The sequence below is a fragment of the Bacillus sp. VT 712 genome, from assembly GCF_001614195.1.
Taxonomy (GTDB): domain Bacteria; phylum Bacillota; class Bacilli; order Bacillales; family Bacillaceae_H; genus Priestia; species Priestia flexa.
Map to the genome: position 1 here is coordinate 78929 of NZ_LWBK01000001.1, position 24136 is coordinate 103064.

Here is a 24136-nt window from a genome sequence, read left to right on the forward strand (position 1 = left end):
GTCTATTTTTATGCCAAATATAGATATGGTTGTACATAACATAGTGAAGAATATATTGAAAATAGAGCATTTTCGGTTAATCAAGCCTCGCCAAAGCATATTATGAAATCGCTCCTGTATGCAAGGGAATTGTTAAGAGAAAAAAGGGGTGTGGATTTTTCCACAGGGAAAGGAAGAACATTTAGAGAAGCGACCTCTGCAATTTTCGGACGGCCCATCTTTTATCATGTTAAAAGAAAAGGGTGTACAAGCTATTCCAATTGCATATTACTATAGTTTTCGTCATGATCAGCGTCCAGAGCTATTTATTAAAGTGGGTAAACGTATAGAAGTAAATACAGAAACAAGTCGAAGTGAATTAACTCATAAGCTAGAGCAGGCCGTAACTACTGAGTTAGATAGCATTAAAAGTAAGCTTGTTAGCGAGGACCTTTCAACATTTGACGTGTTTATGACGGGTAGAAAAACGTTGAGCGAGTGGCTAACTTGGTGGAAAGAGAAGGTGAGGCACAAAATCAGTTCTTTTATCGAACGTTTTCATCGTGGAAAGATTATATGAACCCGTCTTTGTTTACGAGCCTTCTTAAAGTGAAGCCATTTGAAACAATTGATTCTTTTCACAGGCGTTTTTTTGAAAATGAAAAAGTGATTAACGCATTCAATCGTTACGCCACGTATATAGGCTCTTCACCATACGTTTCACCTGCTACCTTTTCATTAATTGGTCATTTAGAAATGAACGAAGAAGTTTACTATGTTCAGGGGGGGAACCCTAGAATCGCTGAAGGATTTGCTACGGTATTTCAAAAAGCAGGAGGAACTTTAGTGCTGAATGAACAAGTAGAAAAAGTGCAGGTGAAGAACAAGAAAGCAGTGGGAATTAAGCTTGAGAATGGTGAAAAACTGCCCGCAGACTCAATTATTGTTAATGGTGACCTACTGCAAGCCTACCCGTTTCTGGTAGATGAAGCGAACCGCCCGCATTTTACAAATAAGATGGTTAGTAAATTTGAACCCTCTATTTCAGCTTATGTCATTTTATCTGGAACAAAAAATAGAAACGACTCGCTTATTCATCACCAAGTATACTTTGAAGAAGATTATAAAAGAGAATTCTATGAACTGTTTGAGAAAAAGCAGCTTCCATCAGATCCAACAATCTACATTTGTAATTCTTCTTATACAGATAGAAGCGTAGCGCCTGGTGATAACTTATTTATTCTTGTCAACGCACCAGCAGGAATGAGTAATGATAATGGGTACGAACAAGTTATCTATGAAAAGCTAAAGAGGTTCGATATCGATATTACATCTACCTTATCATGGCAAAAAGTCATTACACCAAGCTGGATTGAAAAGCAATTCGGAGCGTATAAAGGGGCTCTTTACGGTATTAGTGCTAATCGGAAAATGGATAGCTTTCTACGGCCCAGCAACGTGTCCAAAGACGTAAGAGGGCTTTATTTTGTCGGTGGAACAACTCATCCAGGAGGTGGGTCACCAATGGTTACAATCAGTGGTATAAACGTGGCCAACTTAATTTCCACATAATATTTTCATTGTAAATAACTTCATATATTTGATACTATAGGAAAAGGAAACCATTGATAAGAACAGCAGCTTTTTTGTATAAGAAACCATACGGAAAGTTGATTACATAATGAAAAGTGAAAAGGTGATTAAAGCGGTTTATGATTGCATTTACTTGTTTAGTCGTGATCATCAGTATTGTTCGTCCTTATTTTGAAAGTATTATGGTCAGACGAATAATATCTGAAGAGAAAAAAGTTCGATATTATAAAGAACAATCGTTTTTTTATGTTCTTATTTTACTTCTTTACGTAGTCATTATGCTGTACTATGCGCTACCAGTAGAGAAGTGGGGTCTTCAAACGGTATACTTGGATACCATACAGCAAAAGAACATGTTTCCAGCCTGGGTTGAGTACTTATTATTGCTTATCTTTTTAGGGTTTATTGTATTGTCAATTATGCTTCAATGGATGAAAGATCATGGAGAAACGGTATTTATGGAACAGGAGATGCCTACTTCAATTGAGGCAACGGTTCCAAAAACGAAACGAGAACGCAAGTGGTGGCTTACATACAGTGGAACTTCAAGCGTAGTAGAAACGCTGGTATATTTTCCAAGTCTTTATATCTATATTCATGATGTTCTACAAATTCAAAATAGCTGGGTACTAGCCGTTTTAATCGGTTTAGGTTATTTCATGTCACAGTTAGCGTTTCAAAAAGATCGTTTAAGCCTTCAGACATTAGTTGTTGGAGTTGGTTTGGGCGCTATGTATATTATGTCAGATTCGATTGCAATCATTGCATTTTACTACGCATTTAGCTTTTTAGTTTATGACATTTACCAACAAGACCGCAATATACCTATGAAAGCAGGATGAAGAAAAAGGCTGAGACATAAGTAATTCAGCCAATGATATACCTGAACGACTGAGAGTTCATAACTTTTAATCGTTCAGGTTTTTTGGTTGATTGTGAAAACAATGTTGGAAACAGGGTGGAATGGAACGTAGGACACTCGACTCCTGCGGGAAAGAGAGGGAAAACGGAGATCCCGCAGCGCAGCGAGGAAGCTCAGGTTCCTCCCCGCGGAAAGCGAGTGACCGTAGCGCAATGGAACGAACGTGTTCAGACAAACCAAAAAGATTGGAACAGCTATTGTTCGTCTCTTAGAAGCAATCATTTTGATCAGCTAGCTCCTCATGAGATAGCTACATTTGATAAAAATAAGTCGCTGGAAATTTTACATATCTTCTTTAAAGGGATTTCTCCCAATTGATTTTAAAAAAACGAACAAAGATGACTATTCTCATTTTTTTGTTCGTTTTTTTAGTTTTTTGAGGGTTGACACGTGTCTTTATGGAGAATAAGATGGTAGTGTGATAAACGGAAAGTGTATAGTATGCAGTGAACAAAATATGTATAAATATGCAAAAAAGGGGAGTTGCTGCGTAGCAGTTAAGGCGATGGGATACAGCGGGAATATCATTATGAGGAGAGAACAACTATGAAAAAACCATCGTTACTAACGCAGGTTTTAGTAGCATTCGTCGTAGCTGTTGCGCTCGGACTCATCTTTGGAGACAAGATGTCTGTCGTGCAGCCGCTTGGCGATTTGTTTCTAAGGCTCATTAAGTTTATTATGGCGCCTTTGATTTTAACGACGCTCATTGTAGGCGTAACAAGTTTACAAGATACCAAGCAGCTTTTTAGTATGGGAGGGAGAACGATTGTTTTCTACCTCTTTACAACGTTGATTGCTGTGACGATTGGTATCGTATATGCTGTGATTTTATCACCTGGTACAGGAGCTAACGTGTCGTTACAGCAAGGAGCCACTGCGCCGAGTGGAGAAGCACCAACGCTTACGGAGACGTTGTTAAACATGATTCCGGAAAATCCATTTGCAGCGTTAATGGAAGGGAATATCCTACAAATTATCTTTATGGCAATTGCAATTGGTTTAGGGATTTTATTTGTAGGAGAGCCAGCAAAGCCAATTCAAAAGCTATTTGAATCTTTTTCCACAGTCATGTTTAAAATTACAAGTGGTATCATGGTCATTGCACCAATTGGTATCTTTGGAATGGTAGCACCAATTATTGGTGAGTATGGTTTAGCTGTTTTAGCACCTCTCGCTAAGGTGATTATTGCTGTAGCATTAGGTTGTTTAACGCAGCTTCTCGTTGTGTATTCTCTTGCGGTTAAAGGCTTTGCTGGGATGAGTCCACTTACATTTTTAAAAGGAATAGCACCAGCCGGCCTTGTAGCTTTTAGTACAGCAAGTAGTGGTGCAACGCTACCTGTTTCAATGAAAAACGTTCAGGAAAACCTTGGCGTTTCAAAGGAAACAGCAAGCTTTGTTTTACCGTTAGGTGCCACAATGAATATGGACGGTAGTGCGATTTACCAAGGTGTTGCTGCGCTATTTATTGCACAATTTTATGGAATTGATCTCGGTATGAGTGAAATTTTACTAATCATGTTTACAACTACCATTGCATCAATTGGTACTGCGGGCGTGCCAGGTGCAGGGATGATTATGTTAACAATGGTACTAGCAGCCGTCAACCTTCCAGTTGAAGGAATTGCTTTAATTGCAGCAATCGATCGTATTCTTGATATGTTCCGTACGTCGGTTAATATTGTCGGAGATGCTGCAGCTTCTGTTGTTGTAGACTCATATGAGAAGAAATCAAAAGAAAAAGCGAATCAGCAAGCATCGTGAATTTTTGTGCGTACATCCTTATGAAAGGTGAGGATGTACGCATTTTTTTTCATTCCTTGCTATAATGGAAAAAGATTCACGCATACTAAAGTGAATGAGTAATTGATAACGATTTAAAGGAGTTTTTTGATGACAAAAGTAAAGTTAATTTCACATAATGATTTAGATGGGGTAAGCCCAGCTTTATTAGCTCGCTTAGCATTTGGTGATGAGAACCTTGATTACGACACGGTAGGAATCGGACGCATAAACGATACGGTGCTGCATTTTATAGAAGAAGATAATGATGGACAAGACTTATACATAACGGATATTAGCGTAAATGATGAAGTAGCAGCTAAGCTGGATGAACTTGTGAAAAATGGTCAAAAGGTTACGCTTATTGATCATCATATTTCTGCACTTCCTCTTTCTGAAAAATACGATTGGGTCCATGTGATACCAGAAGATAAGAATGGGACGAAAACAGCAGCTACATCGCTTTTTTATACATATCTACTAGAAAACAAGATGTTGGAACGTACGAAGATGCTGGATGAATACGTAGAGCTTGTACGTTTATTCGATACGTGGGATTGGTTTCACGAGAAAAATGAAAAAGCAAAAAGACTTAATCACCTTTACTACTTAATTTCTCATGAAGAGTTTAAAGATACGGTTCACGAAACGCTACAAGCATCTTATACTGGTGCCAGTCAAAGCTTTGAATTTACAGAAAAGCACGCGATTTTACTTGAAGCTGAAGAGAAGCGAATTGAAAAATATATCTATGACAAACAAAAGCAAATGATGCAAGCAGAAGTAGAGATTGCAGAGCAAAAATACAAGGTAGGGATTGTGTTCGCAGATACATATCAGTCAGAGTTGGGAAATGCATTATGCCTAGAGCATGAAGAAATCGACTTTTCAGTAATGGTTGATATGGGAAGGAAAAAGCTAGGGTTTCGAGCAGTGAAAGATAAGATTAATTTAGCTGAAATCGTGGGTCACATTGGTGGTGGAGGCCATCCAAAAGCATCCGGCTGCAAATTAACGAGCGAAACCTTCAAGCTATTTGTAACCGACCACTTGTTTCAACCAGACGAAAAAAGTGAATAAACTAAGTGTAGAGGAGGGATGACTTTGACATTTGAACGTGAGGTTGTTGTGGTAACTGGTGGCGCAAATGGAATTGGAAAAGGTGTGGCAAGCGCCTATGCCAAAAAAGGTGCCAAAGTGATAATCGCAGATATTGATGAAGAACAAGGGGAGAAGCATGCTAAAACGCTGCGTGAAGCAGGTGCACAGGCAATGTTTATTCACACAGATGTAAGAAAAGAAGAGGATGTTATCAACCTCATGAAAGAAACTGTTTCAGCTTATGGTACGATTAACATTCTGGTTAATAATGCTGGAGTAACAAAGTGGAAGTCTCCGTATGAGTTAACGCTAGATGAATGGGATGATATCATAAATCTTAATTTACGAAGCGTATTTTTATGCTCAAGAGAAGCTGCCAAAGTGATGCGAAATAACAAAATAGGTGGTTCAATTGTAAACTTAGCTTCTACGCGTGCCGTTATGTCAGAGCCACACACCGAAGCATACGCTGCTACAAAAGGTGGCATTGTGGCGCTAACGCATGCTCTTGCCATTTCACTTGGACCAGACAAGATTACCGTCAACGCAATTTCTCCTGGCTGGATTGAAACTCAGCAATATGAGGAGCTTCGAGATGTTGATCATGCTCAGCATCCGTCTAACCGAGTTGGCACTCCAGCAGATATTGCAAAAGCGTGCCTTTACCTGACGCATCCAGACAATGATTTTGTAACGGGGACAAACGTAGTTGTCGATGGTGGAATGACGCGCAAGATGATTTATGAACATTAACTAAAGTAAGCAGGCTATAGGCTATACCTATAGCCTGCTATTTTTATTTTGTATAAAAACACAGTTATATGAAAGCGTATTCTTTTTAAAATTTAGAAAAATCAGACTTGATTTACTTATCGAAATCATGTATCGTTATGTTCAATTCCTAATTGAAAAGGAATTAGTGTATAAAGTGAATATGTTCATGCAAAAGGTGCTAAGACACTTGTTTTAGCTTAAAAGGGAAGATCGGTGAAAATCCGACACGGTCGCGCCACTGTAAGGAGGAGCCTATTATCAGTAAACCACTGTTTATGAAACGGGAAGGTGATAATAGGTGATGATTCTAAGTCAGGAGACCTGCCTGTTGTTTGCACTCACAACCTACGCGTAATAGGGAGAGGTGATTAGCTTGGTATTGAAACAAAAGTATATGTTGTTCAATACTTCTTAAAGCTGTCGTCTAACTCTCTTTCCAGAGAGTTTTTTATTGCAGAAAAATAGACGAAACGAGGAGATTGAAATGACAGTGAATACAGCAACAATTGGGTATCCAAGAATCGGTAGAAACAGAGAATGGAAAAAAGCAATTGAAGCTTATTGGAAGCAGGAAACAACGGAAGCAGAGCTGCACAACCAACTTCATGAGTTGTATGTTAATCAGCTTCGTATTCAAAAAGATAAGGGGATTGATTTTGTTTCAGTAGGTGACTTTAGTTATTACGATCACATGCTTGATACGGCGGTTATGTTTAATATTATTCCAGCTCGTTTCAAAAAGCAAAATCTATCCGCTCTTGATACATATTATGCAATGGCAAGAGGGAACAAAGAAGCAGAGGCATGTGAGATGACTAAGTGGTTTAATACCAACTATCACTACATTGTCCCAGAGTTTACTGACGTAACGCCGGCATTGAATGAAAACAGACCATTAGCATATTGGCAAAAAGCAAAGGACGAATTGGCACTTAACGGTAAGCCTCTTCTAATTGGGCCAGCAACCTTTATCTTATTAGGCAAAGGATTTAAACAAGAAGAAGTATCAAGCTTATTTGCTCAATTAACTCCGCTTTATATTCAAGTGATTAAGGAGTTACATGAAGCGGGAGCAGAGTGGATTCAAATTGATGAACCAATTTTTGTAACGAATAAAGCAGAAGGGTACTGGAAGGAGGTTGAGGCATTTTATCAGCGTATTTCAGAGGAAGTACCTGGTGCTAATCTTATCATCCAAACGTATTTTGAAGCATTAGATAATTACCAATCTGTTGTGAACCTTCCTGTGAATGCTTTTGGGTTGGATTTTGTACATGATGAGAGAAAAAATAGTGAAGCGATAAAAGCACACGGTTTTCCAAAAGGGAAAAAGCTTTTTGCAGGCGTTATTGATGGTCGTAACGTGTGGAAAAGTAACTTAATTGAAAAAGCTGCACTTGTAAGTGAATTGCAAAAATTAGTGGGTAAAGAAGAGGTAATTGTTCAGCCATCTAGTACACTGCTTCATGTCCCTGTAACGGTAGAAACTGAACAAGAGCTACCAGCTGATATTCGAGCAGGCTTAAGTTTTGCTGAAGAAAAGCTGACTGAGCTAGAACTTTTAAAGGACCTTTTAAAAGGGGATAGCGAAGCAGTAAAAGCACATCAGCAAGAGATTGAGGCATTTTCGAAGGTTGCAAACCGCGTTCACACGAAAACGAGAGCAGAGCTAGAACAGATTGATGATCAAGCCTTATCTCGTGCTTCTGTGGCTGAGCGCCAGCGTTTGCAAAAAGAAAAGTTTGATTTACCGCTTTTACCAACTACAACAATTGGAAGCTTGCCACAAACAGCAGAGGTTCGTTCGAAGCGCTTAAAATGGAAGCAAGGTCAGTTAACGAACGAACAGTATGAAGCGTTTATAAAAGAAGAAACAAAGCGCTGGATTGAGGTTCAAGAAGAAATTGGTATTGATGTGCTGGTTCACGGTGAGTTTGAACGTACGGATATGGTTGAATTTTTTGGTGAGCGCTTAGGCGGAATGTTAACAACGAAAAACGGTTGGGTTCAATCATATGGTTCACGCTGCGTAAGACCACCTGTTGTATACGGAGATGTCTATTTAGTCGAGCCGATGACGGTTAAAGAAATTGTCTATGCACAAAGTTTAACCGAAAAAGTCGTAAAAGGAATGCTGACGGGGCCAATTACCATCTTAAACTGGTCATTCCCACGTACAGACATCTCGAAGTATGAAAGCATGAATCAAATTGCATTAGCCATTCGAAAAGAAGTTAAAGCGCTTGAAGAAGCCGGTGTTCACATGATACAAGTAGATGAACCTGCGCTGCGAGAAGGATTGCCAATTCGAGCTGAAAAGCAAGCCGCGTATTTAAATGCTACTGTTGAAGCGTTCCGTCTAGCAACAACGGGTGTAGAAGATACAACGCAAATTCATACGCATATGTGCTATTCGAAATTTGATGACATGATTGACACAATCTCTGCACTAGACGCAGATGTCATTTCAATTGAAGCATCCAGAAGTCATGGCAATATTATTTCTTCATTCGAGCAGTATTCATACGATAAAGAAATCGGGCTTGGCATTTACGACATTCATAGCCCTCGTATTCCAAGCTTTGAAGAAATGACAAATAATCTTGACCGTGCTCTTCGCGTGTTAAACCCAGCACAATTTTGGGTTAATCCAGACTGCGGTTTGAAAACACGAAATGAAAAGCAGGTAATCGATGCTTTAACTCAAATGGTAAACGTTACGAAGAAGTATCGTGAAAAGTTAGCAGCAGTCGCACAATAAAATGAAACAAAGAAAACCCCCTTTTATATGGGGGTTCTTTGTTTACGTTATGACAAATTATCTTGTTCCAGCCATTGCTGCGACCATTTTTCAATTTCTATCATAATAGGTTCAAGCGCTTTTCCTTTTTCCGTCAAGGAATACTCGATGCGTACAGGCGTTTCTGGAAAGACCTCACGCTTGACAATCCCTTGTTGTTCAAGGTCTTTCAAGCGTTCTGATAGTACGCGGCCGCTTACTGAAATGGATGATTCGATGGCACAAAAACGCTGGGGTCCAGACAGAAGCTTATAAATAATGAGCCCGGTCCAGCGCTGACTTAAAATCGTCATTGCTTTTTCAAAGCGTGGACATAAGGTTGATTGATTCATTTGTTTCACTCCTATAACACATATTATAGCACAAAGCATTAGGTGCTACACTTCTTAAAACTTCACGACCAAAGAGAAGAACCTTACATAAAGTAAGCGAAAGGAGTATTGAAGTAAAGCTGTTGAGAGAAACTAGTTAATAACCAATTACTTATCTATCTAAAAAACGAAATGGCTTATTCACGATCAAATAGCCAAGTTTTAATAATTGCTGCATACTCACGACCATATGATTGAAGCTTCACGACGTTTGGTGTTTCTGCACCTAATGGGTATACGTTATATCCTTGTCTTTTGGCAATCAGTGATGCGCGGTATAAATGAAACTGGTTGCTGACGAGTACAATATGTTTGTCATTGATATCAATAAGCTTTTTGGTATAGAGAAAGTTTTCATAAGTGGAAGTAGATTGATTTTCTTGTATAATGCGAGCAGAGTCAACGCCGTGATCTACTAAAAAAGTAGACATCGCTTCCGCTTCAGAGATGTCTTCATCATCACCTTGTCCACCTGAGACAATAGCAATAGTTGAAGGATTATCTTCTAGATAACGCAGCGCAGTAATCATGCGCTCTCGTAAACTTAAAGATAGCTCTTTTCCATTTACCTTAGCTCCAAGAATCATAATGTAGTCTGCGTTTTTTGGAGGAGGTGAACTAGCTGCAGAATAAATATGATATGACGCAAACAACACGTATCCAATTAGTAAAGAAGTAAGTACGTAGATAAATTTTCTTTTCATAAGCTACTCCCATCGTTTATTCCTATTTAGTATAATGCAGTAATTGGTATAAAAAGTAGTATTTATTTAATATTTAAGCGGTAAATAGGAAAAAATGTCATGAATTTAGCAAAAGGGATAGCTTCATATGTTTTGGAACGTTATAATCATTATGCACATCTTCTGCAACATTTCAAAGAAGGAGAGAACGAACATGAAGAAAAAAGCCGATTGGCGTTATCGAATCGCACATAAAGAAGCTTTAATCGGTATCGGTCTGGCTCTTTTCCACTTTGCATGGTGGTTTGGTTTTGCGTACGGACTTGGTTCAAAGCCCGTATCAGAGTATACATACATATTGGGGTTTCCGGCCTGGTTTTTTTATAGCTGCATACTTGGAATCCCGCTCATTATTTTACTGGTCTGGATTATTGTTCGCTTTTTCTTTTCAGATCTTCCTTTAGAAGATGAAGAAAGAGGTGAGAGCGAATGAACTGGGCTGTTGTTGTTCCTCTTGTTGTGTTTGTTCTATTAATTTTTGCGATTGGCTTTATTACCGCTAAAAAAACAAGCACGGCAAGTTCATTTATTAATGATTATTTTCTAGGAAGCAGAGAGCTTGGAGGGTTTGTTCTTGCCATGACGATGGTCGCGACGTACGGAAGTGCGAGCAGCTTTATTGGTGGTCCTGGTACAGCATATCAAACCGGACTTGCTTGGGTACTATTGTCCGTGATTCAAGTTGTAACAGGTTACTTTGTTCTCACAACTCTTGGCAAAAAATTCGCCATTGTTTCGCGAAAGATGAATGCCGTTACGCTTGTTGATTTTTTGAAAAAGCGATATGAAAGCAATATTGTTGTGATTGTTTCTGCTGTAAGCATTGTCCTTTTTCTATTTGCTTCTTTAGCTGCTCAGTGGGTTGGAGGAGCTAGATTAATTGAAGGTTTTGTAGGCATTTCATACAAAAGTGCGCTTGTCATCTTTGCAGTCACCGTACTTGTTTATGTATCAATTGGTGGGTTTCGTGCTGTCGTACTAACCGATGCCCTGCAGGGAATTGTAATGCTTGTAGGGACGATTATTTTACTAATTGCTACTATTTATGCTGGCGGCGGTGTCGAAGCAATCATGAAAGACTTAGTGAATGAAAATCCAAATCTTGTGAGCCCGTACGGAGCAGATCGTTCATTAACACCGCTTTATGTGTCATCATTTTGGATTTTAGTTGGAGTAGGAGTTGTGGGACTGCCACAGGTGGCCGTTCGAGCGATGTCTTATAAAAACTCGAAAGCGATGCATCAAGCCATGCTTATCGGTACGGTAGTAGTTGGTGTGATTATGTTAGGGATGCATCTTATTGGTGTGTTTGCTCGTGCTGTAATTCCAGGAATTGAAGTGGGAGACACTGTGATGCCGACGTTAACTCTTGAAGTATTACCACCTTGGTTAGCAGGAGTTGTACTTGCTGCGCCGATGGCAGCCATTATGTCGACGGTAGACTCTATTTTATTAATCATTAGCTCTGCTATTGTAAAAGATTTGTATTTAAACTACGTTAATCCGAAAGCAAAAGAGCAGCAGGTGAAAAGATGGAGCTTCTTAACAACAATGATTATTGGAATTTTAGTATTTTTGTTTGCTATTAACCCACCTGATTTACTCATTTGGTTTAACTTATTTTCATTCGGTGGACTTGAAGCAGTATTTATTTGGCCAATTGTGTTAGGATTATATTGGACAAAAGGAAATAAATATGGAGCAATTTCGGGAATGGTGACGGGGCTTTTAGTGTATATTTTAATTCACACATACGCTCCTAACCCATTTGGCATGCATACGGTTGTGCTTCCCGTTGTTCTGTCTTTATTGGTTTTTGTAACTGCAAGTATAATGACACAATCAAAAACAAAGAACCTACAAGAACAGCTTCGAAAAAAATATTTATAAACGATTATGTTTTAAAAGTGCCTTATGCGTTTAAGGATAATAGAGAAATCGGTGGAAATCCGATGCAGCCCCCGCTACTGTAAGTGTGGATGAACCTGCAACAAACCGCTAGCAATGAGCTAGGAAGGTGCAGAAGTAAAGTGAAGCACAAGCCAGGAGACCTGCTTTTAAACATTAACTCTTATTTTTCGGCGGGGAAAATAGGTGACGTGCACATCAAAAGAATGAAGATGTTGTCATGAAGCCTTGGTTTTTAGCCAAGGCTTTTTGCTATGAAAGGCGTGATACAGATGAAAAAAGCAATTCCTCTTATGATTCAAGGAACGCACTCGGACGCTGGAAAAAGTTTACTTACAACTGCTTTTTGCCGAATTTTTGCAGAAGATGGTTTCAAAACAGCGCCGTTTAAATCACAAAATATGGCACTTAACTCTTATATTACAAAGGATGGAAAAGAGATTGGACGTGCTCAAGGAATTCAAGCTGAAGCTGCTGGAGTGGAAGCAACGACCAATATGAATCCGGTTTTAATCAAACCGACAAGAGAGTATGAGGCGCAGGTCGTCGTTCATGGTGTTCCTTTGCAAAATATGTATGCGTACGAGTATAGGAAAGATTTCTTTGAAACCGGACGTGAGATTATCACCAAAGCGTATGAAGAGCTTGCTTCTGAGTACGAGCATATTGTCATTGAAGGAGCAGGGAGTCCTGCTGAAATTAACTTAAACGACCGTGAACTTGTGAATATGCGAGTGGCTGATATTGCACAGTCTCCCGTTATTTTAGTAGGAGATATCGATAAGGGAGGCGTTTTTGCTAGCTTAGTAGGAACAATTCAGCTGCTTCCAAAAGAGCATAAGTCAAAAGTGGTAGGTGTGATTATTAATAAATTTCGAGGTGACTTGTCGCTGTTGCAACCAGGGCTTGATTGGTTTGAAGAGTATACGGGACTTCCTGTTCTAGGCGTCGTTCCTTATCTGGATGATGTGGAGATTGATGCAGAAGATTCACTTGCTTTAACTACGTACCCTACTCTTCCAAATCCAGCTAAAGAACTTGATGTTGCCGTTATTTCTTATCCTCGCATGTCGAACTTTACAGATCTAGATCCTATTCGTTTTGAAGATGATTGCCACGTAAGGCTTGTGACAAAACCTTCTCAGCTTGGAACGCCTGATTTAATCATTTTACCTGGGAGCAAGAATACGTTAGAAGACGCAAAGTACTTGTATGAAACGGGCTTAGCAGAAGCTATTTTGACAAAGAAGAATAAGGTGGATATTGCTGGAATCTGCGGTGGGTATCAAATTTTAGGTGAAGTGATAAGTGACCCAAATGAAGTGGAATCAACCCAAAAATCTGTTAAAGGGCTAGGTCTTTTACCTATTGAAACTGTAATGAAAACAAAGAAGCGAACAGAACGGGTAACGGGAAGGGCTATTTTACACGATGAGTCCTATCAAATTGAAGGTTACGAAATTCATATGGGCGAAACAACGTCTACCAAGCCAACTGTACATTTTGCTGAGCTAAATGGTATAAAAGAAGGAGCAGTTTTTGGTCGCGTCATTGGTACATACATACATGATGTTTTTCATAATGATGGCTTTCGACGTGCATATTTAAACGATATTCGACAGCAAAAAGGATTAGTGCCGATTAAGAAAACGTTTAATAGTAGGGCGCGAAAGGAAGAGTCTTTTCAAAAGCTGGCTGCACATGTACGAAAAGCAATTGATATGAAACAAATTTATGAAATCATGAGTGAATATAAAAAGTAATTCACTATCAAACGGTTGGGGCGTGCTATCTGTAAAAGATTCTTTACAAAAAGGTTAAAATCCCGGCCCTCGGTTTCCGATAGAGGGAGTTGATGCAAGATGAAAAAAATCGCAAACAAAATTGTCTTATTTTATGTCTTTAGTATAATCCTTGTTTTAACTACAGTTATTACTGGTGTTTTTGTAGGTACCGTGTCTTTAACCGTTACAGACGTTATTAAAATTATTGTTCAAAACATGTCTGGATTATCTTTATATCATGGCCCCAGTAACATGGAGCTCATTATTTGGGAAATTCGATTTCCACGCGTAGTCGTTGCCTTTTTAGTTGGAGCAGCTCTTGCCATTGCGGGGGCAGCTTTTCAAGGCTTGCTTCGAAACTCATTAGCGGACCCGTATACCATCGGGGTGTCTTCTGGAGCCACTCTTGGCACGGTGCTTGCTATCTTTTTTAACTGGCAGCTATTTGGGATGCATACCTATACGCTACCGATTATTGGGATTGTATCTGGCTTTTTAACGCTTTTACTCGTATTTGGTATTACAAAGTTAGCGAGCGGGACATTAGCTAACGAAACTATTATTTTAGCAGGTATTATTTTGTCATCGTTCATGAGCGCTATGATTTCTCTTATGGTTGCATTATCATCAGAGCAAGGAGTGCGTGAAATTTTGTATTGGCTGATGGGAAGTGTGTCAATGAGAGGTTGGGGACATGTTCAGCTTTTACTCCCGTTTTTCATCATCGGTACGGTCGGCTTACTTGCGAATACCCGCGAGCTAAATGGCTTTGCGTTTGGCGATCAGTCTGCACAGTTTATGGGAATTAACGTAAAAAGCAGAAAGCGTATCATTTTGGTATCGGCAGCTATTTTGACAGGTGCATCCGTATCTGTCTCTGGAGCAATCGGCTTTGTTGGACTTGTCATTCCTCACTTAGTAAGGTTGGTGGTAGGTGCAAACCACAAGCATGTGCTTCCTCTTTCTATTCTGATTGGAGGAAGCTATCTTGTGTTGGCAGACCTTGTAGCACGAACCATTCTAAACCCACAGGAGCTTCCAATTGGTGTGGTAACTGCGCTCATCGGCTCACCTATTTTTACGCTGTTGCTTATTAAAGAAAGGATTAGGAAAAGAGGGATTGAATGATTGAGGTTTGTAACGTAACTGGTGGGTATAAAAAGCATAAGCCTACTGTAAAAAGCGTAGCTTTCACCGTGGAAAAAGGCTCATTTTGCACGCTTCTTGGACCAAACGGGAGCGGAAAGACCACGCTTATTCGCTTGATGATGGGCGTGCTACCGCTAACAGCAGGAGAAATTAAGTTAGAACAAAAGTCAATTTCCTCCTATTCAGCTACGCAGTTAGCGCAAAAAATAGCGGTTATGACGCAGGAAAACCAAATCGGTCTAGAGTTTACCGTTCGTGAAATTGTGGCGCTTGGTCGCTATCCTTTCCAAACGAAACGGTTTTTAAATAATGAATCATCTTATGATAAAGAAGTGATTGAAAGAGTGATGAAAAGAACGGATGTGTGGCGATATCGTCATCACTCATTCAATGCTTTAAGCGGTGGGGAAAAACAGCGTGTTCTTTTAGCTAAATCTTTAGCGCAAGAACCTGAATATTTGTTGTTAGATGAACCGACAAATCATCTAGACGTAAAGCACGCAATGGAACTGCTGCATTTATTAAAAGAGCTGCAGCGAGAAGAAAACTTAACCATTGTGGCGATTTTACATGATTTAAACATTGCAGCACTATTTGCTGATGACGCCATCTTGTTAAAAGATGGAGAGGTTTATGCAAGAGGTATTGAAGAGATTTTTAGTGACCAGCAAACTCTTCAGCACGTCTATGGAGTTGATTTACACGTACTTTATCATCCTGGAGTCCATAAAAGGCAGCTTGCATATGTCCCCCCGAAAGAAGAGAAGGTACTACAAGCTTTTTCCAACTTATATACGCTCATAGAAAATGAACGTTGTCTGTCAGTAAGCTTTGAACATTCCCTGCGCACCCTTTCTACGGGAGATAGCGGAAAGGGTATCCATTGGTGTAAGCAAATCGTTCAGTACACAGACGAAGAGAAAAGCAGCGATTTACTTTCGTGGTCTGGGATCGATCATCGCTTTACACGAATTTCATTTTACGAAGATGGAGTATATACGTGGCTATTCTTGTTTACAAAAAGTAAGGAACAGGTGAACGTCGTAGTTGTTACGGATATGCCTCTTAAAGATGAATCACTTTTAGAAACAGCAATGGAAGTAAGTGCTCAGCTTGGAGGGTTGGGAATCAATCGAGGGAATTTTGCAGCTTGTGCTGTTAGAAATACGGATACAAAAGCAGTAGATGCTAAAAAAATTAAAGCTATTATAAAACGAGAAGTTGATAAATATCAGCTTGTTATGCAATGAAAAAATGCTCGCCGTGTAAACAGCGAGCATTTTTAGTCGAAGCGATGAACATCAATTTCTGTTTCAGGTAAATTTGTATACTTTATGAGCTTGACTTCAAGAATGCCGTTTCTGCACGTAGCTTTACTTCCTTTTCGGCTGACCGTACAAGGAAGTTGACACTCTTCTGTGAAATCTTCACCATCATACGTACCCGTAATCGTACATGAGTAAGGTGTATAGGCAACCTTGACTTCTTCAATTTTATTAGGTGTTGGAAAAGAAAGTTGGACGATACATTCATCGTGCGTTTGAAAGACGTTTGATGTTAATGAACTTCGCTGTTGCTCAGAAGAAAGCGGCTGATGGTACATTTGATGTGCTTGCTTAAAGAAGTCGTTTTCTTTCATATATTGTGGAAAAGACTGACCCATTGCGTTGGATAACACTTGCTGTACATATTGATCGATATCTTTCATATTCATCTTTCCAAATCCATTTTCTTTAAAAGGTGATTTTCCAAACGGAAACATAGCGAACCTCCTTTAGCGACAAATGCCGTTTATGTAGCTTATGAATGCAATAAAAATAGGTGCATATCACAAATGAAATCGCCTTTTCCATATTTGGAAAAAGCGATTGAGAGAGAGGATTAATTATACATATGTTACAAATGCCTAATAGGTGCTTATACTTCTTTTCGTAATAATGAGCATCCAAAGTGCATCATAGAAAATAGATGTGCTATGATAATAAGTATTAAACCGATGGGCGTAGTAGAGATTTAGTGAAAAAGGAGCGGTTGATAGTGCACAATTCATTTATCACGGATTCAAACAAAGAATCGTACCAAAAGCTTGCAGCTCTCATTCCAGCTTTTAAAGAGCGTGCTCAAGAAATTGATGAAAAAAGTAGCTTTCCCTTCCAAAACATTGAAGACTTAAAAAATGTTGGTTACACAACATGGTCATTAAGTGAAGCGAATGGAGGGGAAAACTTATCTCTGTATGACTTTCTATTGTATCAGGAGTTAATTGCTCAAGGTGATTCGTCCACGGCGTTAAGCATTGGCTGGCATATGGGCATTACGATGGATCTTCGTGATAAGCAGCCGTGGAAGCCAGAAACGCTTGAATTTTTATTTGAAAAAATTCAAAAAGGAGCGCTTGTTAACAGTGCGGCAACGGAACCGAAAACAGGGAGCCCTACGAGAGGAGGCCTTCCTGAAACCAAAGCAGAGCGTACAAAAGATGGCTGGGTGTTAAATGGCCGAAAAACGTTTACAACGATGTCACCTGTACTGGATTATTTTTTAGTTAAAGCTTTTGTGCCAGAAGCAAATCAGGTAGCACAGTTTATTATCCCAAGAGATACCCCCGGACTTTCGATTGAAGAAACATGGGATATGATTGCAATGAGAGGAACTGGAAGTCATGACTTAGTGCTGGAAGACGTTTGGATTCTCAAAGAATATTTAGCTGAATATATTGGTGGTAGTAAAAAGCCTGGCGCAAACGGATGGTTATTGCATATTCCAGCATGCTACATTGGCATTGCTATCGCAGCGAGAGACTACGCAGTAGAGTTTGCTAAAACCTACTCACCAAATAGTATAGAAGGAACAATCAGTGAACTTCCAAATGTGCAAATGCAAATGGGAGAAATTGAGCTTGAGCTTATGAAAGCACGTCACTTCATGTATAGCGTTGCGCGCAAATGGGATGAAGGACAAAAGCGTGAAGAATTGGCAGGAGAATTAGCTGCTGTAAAGCATGTGGTCACAAATAGTGCATTTCAGGTAGTAGACAAAGCAATGCGAATTGTTGGTGCACGCAGCTTGCAGCGACAAAATCCTCTTCAGCGCTATTATCGTGACGTGCGAGCGGGTCTTCATAACCCGCCGATGGACGATATGACGCTCATTAATTTAGCAAAACAAGCGTTTAAATAATCATACTAAGAAAACGGCAAGAGTGGAATTAAGTAAACATCCGCTCTTGCCGTTTTTTTACAAATATTTATTTTTATAGGTCAAGCATCTATGCATAACATGTTTAAGCTACATAGACTGTAGAGAATATTTAGTGAAAAAGCCAAGGTTTTTTGCTGAATATCAAGAGATGAAAGGAGACGATTTTTTATGAAAAGAGCAGTTGCACTTCGTGCTATTTGCTGTAATGGAGGAACAATTCCGGAGCCTGTTGAACCACCTACTGCCCCAACACCACTTTTAGGTACTTTATTAACGCTAGTAAATGAGCGCGTAACATTAGAAATTTCATCAGGTATCGAACCAACAATTACAGGTGTTTTATCATTTGTAGGTACAGACTATGTAGTTGTTGTTGAAGACGATTTATCCGTAACATTCGTTTTAGTTTCTCAAATTGAAACGGTAACACCACTTTAATTAAAAGGAGGAATAATGGTATGTTTGAAAGCTTATTACTTTCTCAATTGGCAAGATATATTGGTCAGCGAGCTGAAATTGGATTAGATAACCGAATCATTGATGGAGTTATTACGCTTGTTGGTCCTGATCATGTCACGGTTGTTGAATCGATGGGGTATGGTGCTACGCCTGTATTTGTTGCCCTAACTTCTATTAACACAATTCGTTTCTTCACTGTCTAAACTAATCTAAATTTTTAATGAAATCGCTCCAATTGGAGTGATTTTTTTTTGTGATGCTTTTTACGTGATCACGAACGTTGTATACAGTGAAATCTCGGTAGCATACCGAATAGCGCTTCATTAGCTCATTTAAGACGCTGACATCTTCGTACATACGCCCATCTAAAAAAGAAAGAACGGGAAATCCTCCAATTGCTTTTAGAAAAGACGTACGATAAATGCGTGGCCCCATCGGAAATGCGTAGCCTAAAAGCTCATTTTTTGAGCGAATGGACCGTCCGTGCACAACACCCATTGGCTTTAATCCATTGTGTGGTGTTTCTTTCCACCTTCGTAAATTTCCATACAAAATAGCAGCGTCTGAAGGAATAGAAGGTAAGTGATTTGAAATAACTGATAAAGCGTTGGGATCAAGCCAGTCGTCTGCATCAAGCTCTAGTACGAATTCTGTATCAACTAAAGGTAGAAGGGTGTTTAGAGCGCGTGCTTTTCCTCCATTTTCTTTTTGAATGAGCTGAAAGCCTAGCTGTGATTGAAGAAAAGCTAAGTCTTCAGCAGTTCCATCCGTAGAGCCATCGTCAACTACAAAAAGTTGTTTCTTTTGAAAAGAAACGCTTTGAATGAAGCATGAAGAAACGGCTGTATGAATAAATGGCTTTGCGTTATAAGCTGCTAGCATAATTGATAGAGGAGAGCTGGCTTTATGCTCAGTAGTAAACTGATAGAGTTGGCTAGTTTCTAAAAAAGCAGAAGCAAGGCGGGTTTCTTTTTGAATTCCCATTTTCACCGCTTTTTTTGTATCCACAGGTATGCATTGATCTGAAGGAAGGGTGCGTACCCAATATGCAAACATCGCTTCAACAAAAGGAAATGCGTGTATTTCAGGAAATGGAAATAATTTCAAATCGGCGCTTTTAAAAAACAGAGGTAGTTTTAACTCTTCATCTGTTAATGGATAAGTGTATAGCTTCATTTTATCTAGCGTTTGCTTTTTTAAAAGCGGAAGGTTTAGGTCGTCTCCTTTAAATAAAAACAATACGTGCTCCTTATTTAAACGTTGAACTCTTTTGTTAAGCTCGCTTCCTATACAACTAGAAAGAGATATAGTATCCGCGTGGTGCGGAATCAATTGCAGAACTTCTGACTTGGCAATGACGGTAACCGACGCACCGTCGCTCAGTTTGGCTAAAAGCTGCTGAATTACATGCGGACTTTCATGCCCAAAAAGAAAAATGTGCATATTTGTCATAATACTCTCCTTTTAACTTAGTCAATTATAGGCTGAACGCTAGTTTTTTTAAAAATTTCCATGCATACAAGGTATATATATTCTATGAGGTTTGGATTAATGTTGAGAGGTAGGTTAATAGCATAAAGATAATAATCTAGCCTATAGCAAGTCTTACTTCCCGGCATAGAGTAATAAGAGGATACAGCAAAGACGGAGTCTAAACTATGTATAGGATGTGTAGAGAATGAAAGTGATGACCATTTTAGGTACGAGGCCTGAAATTATACGTCTAAGTTTGATTATTGACAAATTAGACCGCTATGCAACTAAGCATATTTTAGTTCATACAGGTCAAAATTTTACCGCTTCCCTTAGCGACGTATTTTTTCAAGAGTTACAGGTTAGAAAGCCAAACTACGTGCTTGCTAATCAGCAAGCCACGTTAGGACAGCAACTTTCAACAATGTATGCTCAGTTAGAAGCAATTTTTTTGAAAGAAAAGCCTGATAAAGTTTTGGTGTTGGGTGATACAAATAGCGGACTAAGTGCAATTCTAGCAGAACGTATGGGAATTACAGTGATGCATATGGAAGCTGGAAATCGTTGCTTTGATCTCGAAGTACCCGAGGAAAAGAATAGAAAAGTAATTGACGCCATTTCAAGCATTAACCTTCCTTATACTCCTCAAAGTAAAGAAAATCTTATTCGAGAAGGTGTTCCAAAGAACCGAATTGTGGTTTCTGGAAATCCTATTTTTGAAGTGTTAAACCATTACGCTCCTCAAATTAACGCAAGTTCTATTTTAGAAGCACTAAGCATCAAAAAAAATGATTATTTCTTAGTCACGATACATCGTGCTGAAAATGTTGATTATGAAGACCGTTTAGTTGAAATTATGAATGGTCTTAATAAAGTGGCCGAATCATTTCAAAAACGTATGATTTGCAGCATTCATCCACGAACAAAATCACGCATTGATAAGCATCCTTCTCTTCAAATTCATCCACTTGTTGAGTTTCATGAACCATTCGGCTTTTTTGACTTTGTGAAGCTTGAAAAAAATGCGCTTTGTGTTTTAACAGATAGCGGTACCGTTCAGGAAGAATGTTGCTTGTTTCATGTTCCAACAGTAACGGTTCGAAAAACAACAGAACGTCCTGAAACGATTGATTGTGGAAGCAACATGCTATCAGGCTTAAACGGGGATCAAATTGTAAACTGCGTCAAAGTCATGGTAAATCAGTCAAATAGATGGTCTTACCCGGAAGGCTACGATCATCCGGATGTTTCAGATAAAGTAATAAAAGTAATTTTAGGAGGTCTTAACAGTGTTTAAAAACCAAACGATTTTAGTTACAGGTGGCACAGGCTCATGGGGATACGAATTAGTAAGGCAGTTATTAACGCTTGACCCAAAGGAAATTAGAATTATTTCACGCAATGAATCCAGTCAATTTACAATGAAGCAAGAGTTTGACAACGATCCAAAGCTTCAATTTTTAATAGGGGATATTAAAGAAAAAGATTCATTGATTGAAGCATGCCAAGGCGTGGATTATGTGTTTCATCTTGCAGCTTTAAAACATGTTCCCGTCTGTGAAGATCAGCCGTTAGAAGCATTAAAAACAAACGTACACGGTACGCAAAACGTTATTGACGCAGCCATCATTTGTAATGTGAAGCGCGTAATTTACATTTCAACTGATAAAGCGGCGAATCCATCGAATTTCTATGGGCTTTCAAAGGCCATGGGCGAACGTTTAATTATTCATGCGAATACACTAAACACGAAGACAAAATTTGTATGCATTCGCGGTGGAAACGTACTTGGAACAAACGGAAGCGTTATTCACGTATTTAAAAAGCAAATTCAAGAAAAAGGAAAAGTAGGAATTACTGATTTAGACATGACGCGCTTTTTCTTAACGCTAGAAGATGCAATCAAGCTTGTCTTTAAAGCAACATTTGAAAGCCTTGGCGGTGAGATTTTCGTTATGAAAATGCCAACATGCAAAATCATTGACCTTGCTTATGTGTTAATTGATGCTTCAAACAAAGAAAATGTCGATATCGAAATACTAGGCATTCGTCCTGGTGAAAAAATTCACGAATTGCTTCTGTCGGAATACGAAAGCACAACAACGATTGCTTATGATGAAGAATATTTTGTCATCTTACCGCCAATTCATATTCCAGGTCTAAAAAAGCATTATGCAAACTTTAAGCCTGTGAACCTTGTGAACTATAATTCTAGCAAAGAGTTAATGACGAAGGAAGAAATTAAAGAGATGTTAGAGAAAGGACGGTTTATCTAAATGAAAATACTAATCCTTGGTGGAAAAGGAATGGCTGGTCACGTTATCACTTCTTATTTTAAGCAAAAACCTCAGTACGAAGTAGTCTATACATCAAGGGATTTAGATGATAAAGAAGGATTGTATGTTGATGTAACAAACGCAACTGATCTTGAAAAGTTAATGGAACAAGAAAAGCCGGATATTACGATTAACTGTATTGGTATTTTAAATCATCATGCGGAGCAGCATAGTAAACTTGCTTTCCACGTTAATAGCGTTCTTCCTCATCAGCTTGTAAAATTAACGGAGCGCTACCAAGGGAAGCTTATTCATATTAGTACAGATTGCGTCTTTTTAGGGGACAAAGGCAACTATACGGAAAGTGATGCTCCTGACGGGACATCCATTTATGCTCAATCCAAGCAGTTAGGTGAAATTATTAGCGATAAGCACCTAACGGTTCGAACTTCAATCATTGGACCTGAGTTAAAAACCGACGGAATTGGCCTATTTCTATGGTTTATGAAGCAAACTGGAAAAATCAAAGGCTATAAGCGAGCGCTATGGAACGGTGTCACAACAATAGAGCTTGCTAAGGCAATTGAAGTGTTTATTCAACAGGACGTGACGGGACTTTATCATCTTGCAACCGAGCCGAAAATTTCCAAATTCGACCTTCTTCAGCTCATGAAAGAAGTGTTTCAAAAAGATGATGTTACGATTGAAGAAGATGAAGTATTTGTGTTGGATCGCACCATTAAAAATACGCGAATAGACCATATTTACACGCCGCCTACTTACCGAGTCATGCTGGAAGAGATGAAAGATTGGATTCAAAAGCAATGAGAAAGCGCATCCTTATTACCGGAGCAAGCGGTTTTACAGGGAAGCACGCAGTCGTGCATTTTATGAAAAAAGACTATGAAGTAACTGCTGCAATGCGCAAGGAAATGTCTTGTGAAGGTGCAAGCGTAGTTAGCTGTGATTTAGAAAACGAAGACCAGGTCATGAAGCTCGTTGAAGACGCAAATCCTCATTATATTCTCCACCTTGCTGGTCAAAATCATGTCGGTAGCTCATGGGAACAGCCTTTATCTTACGTTAACAGCAATGTAATTGGAACGCTTCATTTATTAGAAGCAGTGAGAAAAAAAGTGCCTACTGCTCGAATTGTAGTAGCCGGATCCGCGCTCCAGTATAATCCTTCAGATAGTTCAACACTGACTCATCCATATAGCTTTTCAAAAACGATGCAGATTCTAGTCTCAGAGGCATGGGCAAAGCTCTATAATCTCGATGTGGTTATTGCAAAGCCTTCAAATTTAATTGGACCTGGGCATTCCAACGGTGTTTGTTCGATTTTTGCCAAAAAAATTGCTGCTATGGAAAAAGGCGATGAAAAGAAAGAGCTTCACATTAGCAATTTAGAAGCCAGGCGCAATTTTATTGATGTGAGAGACGCTGTTGCAGCATATGAACATTTATTCTTATTTGGTCAAAGGAAGGCAGTTTATGAAATCGCCTCCTCTGTCTGCTATTCATTAAAAGAAGTTGCCTCTATGCTGAGAACGCTTGCTCACGTAGATTTCCAGATTACGAATGATGAAGCGAACAGTGAACCTTTCTTAATACCAGATACGTCACCCCTTCAACTTATAGGCTGGAAACCAAACTATTCGCTTGAGAAATCGCTTTTAGATATTCTGACATTTCATCGACAAACCAAGGATTAAAGTAGTACACGTTTTCATATAAATCAATAAACAAAAGAAAGCTGTCTAAAAAGGCAGCTTTTCTTTTTATAAGGAGGGGAGTGTAAATAATCAATATTGAAAA

Annotated in this window: 24 protein-coding genes and 2 riboswitches; of the genes, 20 read left to right on the forward strand and 4 right to left on the reverse strand. The window is 39.1% G+C overall.

Annotated elements, in window-relative coordinates:
- The first annotated feature begins 148 nt into the window (after positions 1 to 148).
- The 8 genes from A2U94_RS00400 (at position 149) to metE (ending at position 8915) form a co-directional block, all read left to right on the forward strand.
- On the forward strand, positions 149 to 559 hold the full coding sequence (locus tag A2U94_RS00400; protein WP_051567150.1) for a lysophospholipid acyltransferase family protein: 411 nt from the start codon (positions 149 to 151) through the stop codon (positions 557 to 559).
- The gene (locus tag A2U94_RS00405; RefSeq protein ID WP_025910068.1) at positions 490 to 1551 is read left to right on the forward strand and encodes a phytoene desaturase family protein; all 1062 of its coding nucleotides are present in this window, start codon (positions 490 to 492) and stop codon (positions 1549 to 1551) included. The genes A2U94_RS00400 and A2U94_RS00405 overlap by 70 nt, the downstream gene beginning before the upstream one ends.
- A gap of 140 nt (positions 1552 to 1691) precedes the next feature.
- Entirely contained in the window at positions 1692 to 2414 is a 723-nt protein-coding gene (locus A2U94_RS00410) for a hypothetical protein (RefSeq protein WP_025910069.1), read from the forward strand.
- A gap of 116 nt (positions 2415 to 2530) precedes the next feature.
- A complete protein-coding gene (locus tag A2U94_RS00415; protein ID WP_062686361.1) occupies positions 2531 to 2812 on the forward strand; it encodes a hypothetical protein in 282 nt (93 codons plus the stop codon).
- A gap of 228 nt (positions 2813 to 3040) precedes the next feature.
- The gene (locus A2U94_RS00420; RefSeq protein WP_025910071.1) at positions 3041 to 4261 is read left to right on the forward strand and encodes a dicarboxylate/amino acid:cation symporter; all 1221 of its coding nucleotides are present in this window, start codon (positions 3041 to 3043) and stop codon (positions 4259 to 4261) included.
- Positions 4262 to 4390: 129 nt separating this feature from the next.
- A complete protein-coding gene (locus A2U94_RS00425) occupies positions 4391 to 5359 on the forward strand; it encodes a DHH family phosphoesterase (protein WP_025910072.1) in 969 nt (322 codons plus the stop codon).
- A 24-nt stretch (positions 5360 to 5383) separates the two neighbouring features.
- Positions 5384 to 6133, forward strand: a complete 750-nt coding sequence (locus A2U94_RS00430) for a glucose 1-dehydrogenase (protein ID WP_025910074.1) — start codon at positions 5384 to 5386, stop codon at positions 6131 to 6133.
- Positions 6134 to 6310: 177 nt separating this feature from the next.
- Positions 6311 to 6497: riboswitch (cobalamin riboswitch) on the forward strand.
- Positions 6498 to 6638: 141 nt separating this feature from the next.
- A complete protein-coding gene (gene metE / locus A2U94_RS00435; protein ID WP_025910075.1) occupies positions 6639 to 8915 on the forward strand; it encodes a 5-methyltetrahydropteroyltriglutamate--homocysteine S-methyltransferase in 2277 nt (758 codons plus the stop codon).
- A gap of 47 nt (positions 8916 to 8962) precedes the next feature.
- Here metE and A2U94_RS00440 read toward each other — a convergent pair whose 3' ends face one another.
- Positions 8963 to 9286: a winged helix-turn-helix transcriptional regulator gene (locus tag A2U94_RS00440; RefSeq protein WP_025910077.1), complete on the reverse strand. Its 324-nt coding sequence runs from the start codon at positions 9284 to 9286 to the stop codon at positions 8963 to 8965.
- 176 nt (positions 9287 to 9462) lie between these two features.
- Positions 9463 to 10029, reverse strand: coding sequence for a YdcF family protein (locus A2U94_RS00445; protein WP_025910079.1), 567 nt, complete (start codon positions 10027 to 10029; stop codon positions 9463 to 9465).
- A 193-nt stretch (positions 10030 to 10222) separates the two neighbouring features.
- Here A2U94_RS00445 and A2U94_RS00450 point away from each other — a divergent pair, with 193 nt between their 5' ends.
- The 5 genes from A2U94_RS00450 (at position 10223) to A2U94_RS00470 (ending at position 16159) form a co-directional block, all read left to right on the forward strand.
- Positions 10223 to 10501 (forward strand): YhdT family protein, encoded by a 279-nt coding sequence (locus A2U94_RS00450; protein WP_025910081.1) that lies wholly within the window; start codon positions 10223 to 10225, stop codon positions 10499 to 10501.
- Entirely contained in the window at positions 10498 to 11958 is a 1461-nt protein-coding gene (gene panF / locus A2U94_RS00455; RefSeq protein ID WP_025910083.1) for a sodium/pantothenate symporter, read from the forward strand. Before A2U94_RS00450 ends, panF begins: the two co-directional genes overlap by 4 nt.
- Positions 11957 to 12141: riboswitch (cobalamin riboswitch) on the forward strand. Its footprint overlaps the gene before it by 2 nt.
- Positions 12142 to 12248: 107 nt before the next feature.
- Positions 12249 to 13739 carry a cobyric acid synthase gene (locus A2U94_RS00460; protein WP_025910084.1) on the forward strand — a complete coding sequence of 497 codons (1491 nt, stop codon included), beginning with the start codon at positions 12249 to 12251 and terminating at the stop codon, positions 13737 to 13739.
- Between the two features lie 99 nt (positions 13740 to 13838).
- Positions 13839 to 14888, forward strand: a complete 1050-nt coding sequence (locus A2U94_RS00465; RefSeq protein WP_025910086.1) for a FecCD family ABC transporter permease — start codon at positions 13839 to 13841, stop codon at positions 14886 to 14888.
- Positions 14885 to 16159 (forward strand): ABC transporter ATP-binding protein, encoded by a 1275-nt coding sequence (locus tag A2U94_RS00470; protein ID WP_025910087.1) that lies wholly within the window; start codon positions 14885 to 14887, stop codon positions 16157 to 16159. The genes A2U94_RS00465 and A2U94_RS00470 overlap by 4 nt, the downstream gene beginning before the upstream one ends.
- A 32-nt stretch (positions 16160 to 16191) precedes the next feature.
- On the opposite strand, the gene A2U94_RS00475 is transcribed toward A2U94_RS00470, so the two are convergent.
- On the reverse strand, positions 16192 to 16671 hold the full coding sequence (locus A2U94_RS00475) for an Hsp20/alpha crystallin family protein (RefSeq protein ID WP_025910089.1): 480 nt from the start codon (positions 16669 to 16671) through the stop codon (positions 16192 to 16194).
- Between the two features lie 275 nt (positions 16672 to 16946).
- Here A2U94_RS00475 and A2U94_RS00480 point away from each other — a divergent pair, with 275 nt between their 5' ends.
- The 3 genes from A2U94_RS00480 (at position 16947) to A2U94_RS00490 (ending at position 18772) form a co-directional block, all read left to right on the forward strand.
- Positions 16947 to 18089: an acyl-CoA dehydrogenase family protein gene (locus A2U94_RS00480; RefSeq protein ID WP_025910091.1), complete on the forward strand. Its 1143-nt coding sequence runs from the start codon at positions 16947 to 16949 to the stop codon at positions 18087 to 18089.
- Between the two features lie 189 nt (positions 18090 to 18278).
- The gene (locus A2U94_RS00485) at positions 18279 to 18548 is read left to right on the forward strand and encodes a hypothetical protein (RefSeq protein ID WP_025910092.1); all 270 of its coding nucleotides are present in this window, start codon (positions 18279 to 18281) and stop codon (positions 18546 to 18548) included.
- A gap of 20 nt (positions 18549 to 18568) precedes the next feature.
- Positions 18569 to 18772 (forward strand): hypothetical protein, encoded by a 204-nt coding sequence (locus tag A2U94_RS00490; RefSeq protein ID WP_025910093.1) that lies wholly within the window; start codon positions 18569 to 18571, stop codon positions 18770 to 18772.
- A 1-nt stretch (position 18773) separates the two neighbouring features.
- Here A2U94_RS00490 and A2U94_RS00495 read toward each other — a convergent pair whose 3' ends face one another.
- The gene (locus tag A2U94_RS00495; RefSeq protein ID WP_025910094.1) at positions 18774 to 20021 is read right to left on the reverse strand and encodes a glycosyltransferase family 2 protein; all 1248 of its coding nucleotides are present in this window, start codon (positions 20019 to 20021) and stop codon (positions 18774 to 18776) included.
- Positions 20022 to 20247: 226 nt separating this feature from the next.
- On the opposite strand from A2U94_RS00495, the gene wecB reads away from it, so the two are divergent.
- From wecB to A2U94_RS00515, 4 genes are read left to right on the forward strand one after another with little or no spacing between them, the layout of a single operon-like run.
- Positions 20248 to 21339, forward strand: a complete 1092-nt coding sequence (wecB, locus tag A2U94_RS00500; protein WP_025910095.1) for a non-hydrolyzing UDP-N-acetylglucosamine 2-epimerase — start codon at positions 20248 to 20250, stop codon at positions 21337 to 21339.
- Positions 21332 to 22318 (forward strand): polysaccharide biosynthesis protein, encoded by a 987-nt coding sequence (locus A2U94_RS00505; protein ID WP_025910097.1) that lies wholly within the window; start codon positions 21332 to 21334, stop codon positions 22316 to 22318. The genes wecB and A2U94_RS00505 overlap by 8 nt, the downstream gene beginning before the upstream one ends.
- Positions 22319 to 23146: a dTDP-4-dehydrorhamnose reductase family protein gene (locus A2U94_RS00510; RefSeq protein ID WP_025910098.1), complete on the forward strand. Its 828-nt coding sequence runs from the start codon at positions 22319 to 22321 to the stop codon at positions 23144 to 23146.
- Positions 23128 to 24033, forward strand: coding sequence for an NAD-dependent epimerase/dehydratase family protein (locus tag A2U94_RS00515; RefSeq protein WP_051567154.1), 906 nt, complete (start codon positions 23128 to 23130; stop codon positions 24031 to 24033). Before A2U94_RS00510 ends, A2U94_RS00515 begins: the two co-directional genes overlap by 19 nt.
- Positions 24034 to 24136 lie beyond the last annotated feature (103 nt).